Raw genomic sequence first — 6,000 nt, forward strand, 5'->3', positions numbered from 1 at the left:
TTTCGATGCTCTGAGAACAGTCTCTTTAGAAGTACCCCAACTCCATGGCGATCGTTAATTTCACAGTGAGTAACAATAATATCTACATCTGAGTTATCTAAGGTAAACTCTAATCGGTTCAATACAGCCCAAAGTTGAGACCTTAACTCAGCTTGTTGTGCCAGAATATCAGTCACCATGATTGTCTTGCTTCAAAAATCGGTGGTTGCCTACTGTGTAAATCTGTATTCGATAGGGGTAACCTGTTCGAACTGCACTTAAACAGCAGCAAGTTAGTATATTCGCCTCTTACAGCATTCTGGTCAATATATCATGGCTCTTCCTGCTGCGGGGTTTGACTTGTTATAATAAAGTACCTATGAGAATTGCCCTGCATAATCCGTATTTTGGCAAACTGGTTGCAGAAACAGAATTAGCCCGTCGCATCAGCTTGGCAGCAACTAATTTAGGCTGGGAGGCTAAGGAGGTTGCCTCATCTATTGAAATTAATCAGTTTGCGCCTGATCTGGTGATCTGCCTGCACTTTAGAGTGCCGAAGCTGACAAAATACCCGACCTATGGATGCTTCTGGGATCCTCCCGCTTTCTTCGAAAGTGATCCTCAGTTCATCAAAAATATTCTCAGCTACGATGGCTACTTGTGTGGTTCTAACCTACTGGAGCAATGGCTCAAAGATACCTATTATCATTTGCCCAAGCACATTGAAATTCTGCCATTTTACCCCAGTTGTAATGCAACTTCCTATGTGATCGCTGACTTTGAGCATCCACGTCTAGCTTACATTGGCAGTAATTGGGATGGAGCACGCTTTCAAGAGTTATTTTTGGCGTTAGAACAGACAGGCTACCTGGATACCTACGGCAACCCAGAGGGATGGGCCTATCTCAAAACTGCCTACCGGCAGGCCATTCCGTTTGATGGGGTGAGCCTACTAAACGTGCTCCGTCAATCAGGTGTAGGGCTGTGTTTACATCGGGATGAGCACTGTCAGGCGCAAGTTCCCTCAATGCGCATTTTTGAGATTGTAGCCTCTGGAGCGATCGCCATTTGTGCAGAGCATCCCTTTATTCGAGAGTACTTTGGCGATCGAGTACTTTACTTAAAGCCAAATCAGAGTATAGCTGCAACAGTGCAACAGATTAGTGCCCATCTGCAGTGGATTCAAGCGCATCCTGCTGCAGCTCGTGATCTGTCAGTTGCAGCGCACAAGTACTTTAGTGAACACTTTACCCTTGAGAAGCTTCTGGCAAATCTGTTACCCCATCATCAGACTCTGGTTGAGAAGCAGCAATTTCTGGCAAAACCTCAAATTCATCTGAGCCAAGGTCGATCGGACTCCCCAATGGTTCAACTGATTGTCCGAACTAGCGATCGCAATTTGCCAACAATGCGACGCACTCTGGATAGCCTAGCTCAACAAACCTATCGTAATATTGGGGCAATTGTCGTCCAATACCAAGCAAGCGAAGGACTAGATGAGATTCTGGCAACCTATCGCGATCGTCTACAAATTCAACATATTCACACCCATAACTTCCACTGTCGTAGTACTCATCTATGGGCAGGGCTGCACGCAATTTCATCGAAGTACTTTGGTATTTTGGATGATGGTGATGTCATTCATCCCAATCATATTACTTCTCTTGTTACTCTCCTGGAGGAATTCGATAATTTCGGAGTAGCCTATTCCGGCGCTATTCGTATTTGGGTACCTGAGAAACAGCTTGATCAAGCGGAAGCTGTAGCTTCGGAATTTCCGTCTGAACCAGCCTTTCTGGCACACTTTGATCTGGTTGATGAATTCGAATTTCTGCAATTAAAAAATCCAATTGCATCTAACAGTTTTTTAGCCAGGGCTTCATTGCTCGATCGATTTCTTAAAAAAGATCCTCAGCTTAACGCTCTAGAAGATCTGTTTCTATTACTTAATTTGTTCCAGCGTACTAATTTTATCTTTAGCTATCAAGCTACGAGTGAATTTTACCAATCTTTTTCTAAACCAAAGAATTTACTTTCCTACTCCGAAAGCCACTCGAGCGAAGCCAGACAGCGAATCATGCGAATCATGCAACATCAGTCTTTTTCACGGCATCAAACCCTCGGAAAGGCTCAGATTGAGGCCATGAATCGAGCAAACATGCTTGACCGGATTCAGGAAATTGAAACCAGGTATGTCGATCGAATTCAGGCTATGGAAAGTAGTAAGTTTTGGCAACTCCGTCGCATGTGGTTCAGGGTGAAGCAGGCGATCGGTTTATCGGACAAGGGTTCTGTCCCCTAGACGGCAAAAAGTCCCGATGGAGGGATGCCTGCTCTTCCTCAATCCGCTCCTTACTGACTTGTAAGATAGTGAAGACTAACCGCTCTGGGCCTAACTATCACCCTGCCAGAAGTGACTTGTCGGGAACAGACCTTCTACAGAGTGATAACCCAATGGCTAAAAAGTACGTATTAAGTGCAGTCCTATGAGCTTTGCCCTTCCCATAGTTTCCGTGATCATGCCCTGCTTTAACCAGGGTGCCTACTTGGATGAGGCGGTGGGAAGTGTTTTAGCTCAAACCTGTGAGAGCTTTGAAATTATTGTGATTAATGATGGTTCTACAGATAGGGAGACTGTCCGAATTCTGGAAAAGTATGATAATCCAGAGTGGATAGTGCATAGTGAGCAACTTCTAAAAAGTCATGAAAAGCCTAACTTGACTGTGATTCACACCCCTAATCGGGGGCCTTCAGCAGCTCGTAATACGGGAATTCGGCACGCAAAGGGACGTTATATTTTGCCTCTGGATGCAGACGATCGCATTGCTCCCACGTACCTGGAAAAGGCGATCACCATTCTTGACAATGAACCCAGTGTTGGTATTGTTTACTGCCAGGCTGAACTGTTTGGCGATCGTACAGAACTGTTTGATCTGCCTCCCTATAACTTCCCCAAAATTCTATTAGGTAACATGATTGTCAATACCAGTCTGTACCGCAAGGCCGATTGGGAAAAGGTGGGTGGCTACAACGAAAATATGATCTGGGGCTGGGAGGATTACGATTTCTGGCTATCGCTAATTGAGCTAGGTCGGGAGGTCGTTCGCATTCCAGAGATTCTCTACTTCCATCGGGAATTACCCAACTCCAGAAGCCAGCAGATGACCCGGGACTCCTGGGTCAAGAGTTATACCCAACTGTTTGCTAACCACTCTCAACTTTATTCCACTCACATCAGTACTCTGTTTCAAGAGTTAGTTAATTTGAGGGATGATCTGCATCAAACTCATTGCCAATTGCACGCTTTACAAGCGCAATTGTTGCGATCGCAAGCTATGGTTTCTAGGATGCAAAGTAGTAAATTTTGGCAACTGAGAAATCAGTGGTTCAAACTGAAGAAACGCCTGGGCTTTAAGGGAGGAGATGACCTATTTCCGGTATGACTGTAAGATCTTCCCGATATATTCAAAAGCTCAGGAAGCTGGGTCAGGCGTGGCAGGAACGAGGAACGCGAGGGTTTCTTCGCTTTCTCTACGATCGCCTGAAGCTGCGTTTTCGGAAACACATCACCTATCCCCAATGGGTTGCTCAACATCGCTTCACTAAAGCAGATCGCATTGCTGCAGAACAGCAGATAGAACGGTGGAAACGGCGGCCCCTGTTTTCAGTAATTCTGCCCGTCTATAACGTGGATGAGCGGTGGTTACAACAGGCGATCGAGTCAGTTCGGAAGCAAGTTTATCCCAATTGGGAATTGTGCATTGCTGATGATGCCTCTACTCGACCTACGATTAAGCCGCTGTTGCTCCACTACAACAAACTGGATCCCCGCATTAAAGTAGTGTTTCGGGAAACCAACGGCAATATTGTGGCGGCCAGCAATTCGGCACTGGAACTGGCGACGGGCGATTACATTGCCCTCCTGGATCACGATGATGAACTGGCGATCGACGCGCTTTACGAAAACGCAAAACTGATCAACCAGCATCCCGATGCCGACTTCATTTACAGCGATGAGGATAAAATCGACGCCAATGGCAGGCGCTCTGACCCCTTCTTCAAACCCGATTGGTCGCCAGACTACTTTCACTCCTGTATGTACACCTGTCATCTGGGAGTCTACCGCACGAGTCTAGTTCGGGAAATCGGTGGGTTTCGCCCCGGTTACGATGGTTCACAAGATTATGATCTGGTGTTACGGGTGGTGGAAAAGACTAAAAACATTTACCATATTCCCAAAATTTTATACCATTGGCGAATTATTTCTAGTTCTGTGACCTCCGGTGAGTACGCTAAGCCCTGGGCCTATGAAGCGGCGCGACGGGCTTTAACCGATATGATTGCTCGCAGTCCCTATCCCGGTTGGGTAGAAGCAGGGCCGCGACCCGGATTTTACCGGATTCGTCGCAAAATTTTGGATTATCCTCTAGTCAGTATAGTGATTCCCAGTGCTGGCACAGTGGCTGAAACAGTGGATGGCTCTCGCTGCTTGCTGGAGCATTGTATTCAAAGCATTCGCGATCGCACTTCCTACCGCAACTTTGAGATTGTCGTGGTGGATGGCTATGACATCCCGGAACCGATTCTGAACGCGATCGCTGGCCCGGACTTACGGTTGGTACACTGTGCCGATCCGTTTAACTTTGCTCAACGGATCAATCTAGGGGTGGCAGCCGCTCAGGGAGATGTCGTCTTACTGCTGAACGATGATATGGAAGTGCTGACTCCAGACTGGTTGGAGTCGATGCTGGAGTTTGCCCAACAAACGGAAGTGGGAGCCGTCGGAGCCAAACTATTCTTCTCTAATGGCAAAATTCAGCATGTCGGGGTGATGGTGTTAGGCGGGAATCCAGGTCATGCTTTCCGCAATGTGGATGGCGACCATCCCGGTTACTTCCTGTCCAATCTGGTGAATCGGAATTATCTTGCCATCACTGCAGCTTGCTTAATGATGCGGCGTGATCTGTTTCTGCAACTGGGCGGCATGGATGAAGCCTTTCCCCTCAATTACAATGACGTAGATTTATGCCTGAAGGCACACCAGGCGGGCTACCGCAATGTGGTGACTCCCTATGCCCAACTCATTCACTATGAATCTGCCAGTCGAGAACCGGGATTGCGGCCCAAGGAGTGGCAAAACCTGAATCAGAAATGGCAGGCATACTTCAAAACTCTGGGCGATAACGACCCGTATTACAATCCCAATCTGTCCCACAATGAGGTGTTGTTTGAGCTTTAGCCATGATTGGGATTGGGGGTTGGGGATTAGGGAACGGTGTCACTCAGCGTTCAGCACTCAGCACCTGGCAACATCAGGCTTGAGGGGTGGCCTGTTCTAGAGGCGGCTTATAGCCCCGTTCAAAGGCAAATCTGACCAGTTGGGAACGGTTTTCTAGTTCTAATTTGTTGAGAATATTGCTGAGATGGGTTTGGACGGTGCGGGGGCTGACGAATAAGCGATCGCCGATTTGTTTGTTGGTATAGCCCTGAACGACTTCCCAGAATACCTTTTCTTCGGCTGGCGTGAGCGGCAATGATTTTGGAGCATTGGTTGTTGGTGTTTGAGCTGGATTTCCCTCCGGTTTGGATTGCTGGATCAAACGGACAATCTCGGCATGAATGCGTCGCGATCGTTCTAACTGAGCCTCAATCTTAGCTAATAATTCTTTTGGCTCGAAGGGTTTAATTAAATAGTCATCTGCTCCCAACGAGTGACCATAAACGCGAGCATCTACTTCACCCCGACTGGACAGAAAAATGAAAGGCACCAGTTGACCGAGGCGGGTAGCCCGCAATCGACGGCAGAACTCAAAGCCATCCATTTCCGGCATCATCACGTCAGACACCACCAAATCGGGGGTATCCTTCTCAAATATAGTGATGGCTTCCAGGCCAGAACTTACATTCTGCACGCTAAAGCCTCGCTTCTCTAAATAGCGTGTTAAGGCAGTACGCAAGGTTATATCGTCATCAACGATAAGAACTTGTTTCATCTGGAACTTTAACTGATGTTTAGACTGT

4 protein-coding genes are annotated in these 6,000 nt (G+C 47.2%); 3 read left to right on the plus strand and 1 reads right to left on the minus strand.

Translation table 11 applies throughout. From position 1 onward, the window contains the following. The first annotated feature begins 358 nt into the window (after window positions 1–358). The 3 genes from ACUVQO_RS13260 (at window position 359) to ACUVQO_RS13270 (ending at window position 5,218) form a co-directional block, all read left to right on the plus strand. Entirely contained in the window at window positions 359–2,281 is a 1,923-nt protein-coding gene (locus tag ACUVQO_RS13260; RefSeq protein WP_445926347.1) for a glycosyltransferase family protein, read from the plus strand. Window positions 2,282–2,465: 184 nt separating this feature from the next. Continuing rightward, entirely contained in the window at window positions 2,466–3,422 is a 957-nt protein-coding gene (locus tag ACUVQO_RS13265) for a glycosyltransferase family 2 protein (RefSeq protein WP_445926348.1), read from the plus strand. Then, window positions 3,419–5,218: a glycosyltransferase family 2 protein gene (locus ACUVQO_RS13270; RefSeq protein WP_445926349.1), complete on the plus strand. Its 1,800-nt coding sequence runs from the start codon at window positions 3,419–3,421 to the stop codon at window positions 5,216–5,218. The genes ACUVQO_RS13265 and ACUVQO_RS13270 overlap by 4 nt, the downstream gene beginning before the upstream one ends. 73 nt (window positions 5,219–5,291) lie before the next feature. Here ACUVQO_RS13270 and ACUVQO_RS13275 read toward each other — a convergent pair. Then, a partial coding sequence (locus tag ACUVQO_RS13275) for a response regulator transcription factor (RefSeq protein WP_445926350.1) occupies window positions 5,292–6,000 on the minus strand: 709 nt, incomplete at its 5' end.

The sequence above is a fragment of the Leptodesmis sp. genome, assembly GCF_052746595.1.

Excerpts from the sequence above, each read along its gene's own strand:
- ACUVQO_RS13260 (WP_445926347.1), top strand. The coding sequence starts at position 359 with ATGAGAATTGCCCTGCATAATCCGTATTTTGGCAAACTGGTTGCAGAA.
- ACUVQO_RS13270 (WP_445926349.1), top strand. The coding sequence starts at position 3,419 with ATGACTGTAAGATCTTCCCGATATATTCAAAAGCTCAGGAAGCTGGGT.
- ACUVQO_RS13265 (WP_445926348.1), top strand. The coding sequence starts at position 2,466 with ATGAGCTTTGCCCTTCCCATAGTTTCCGTGATCATGCCCTGCTTTAAC.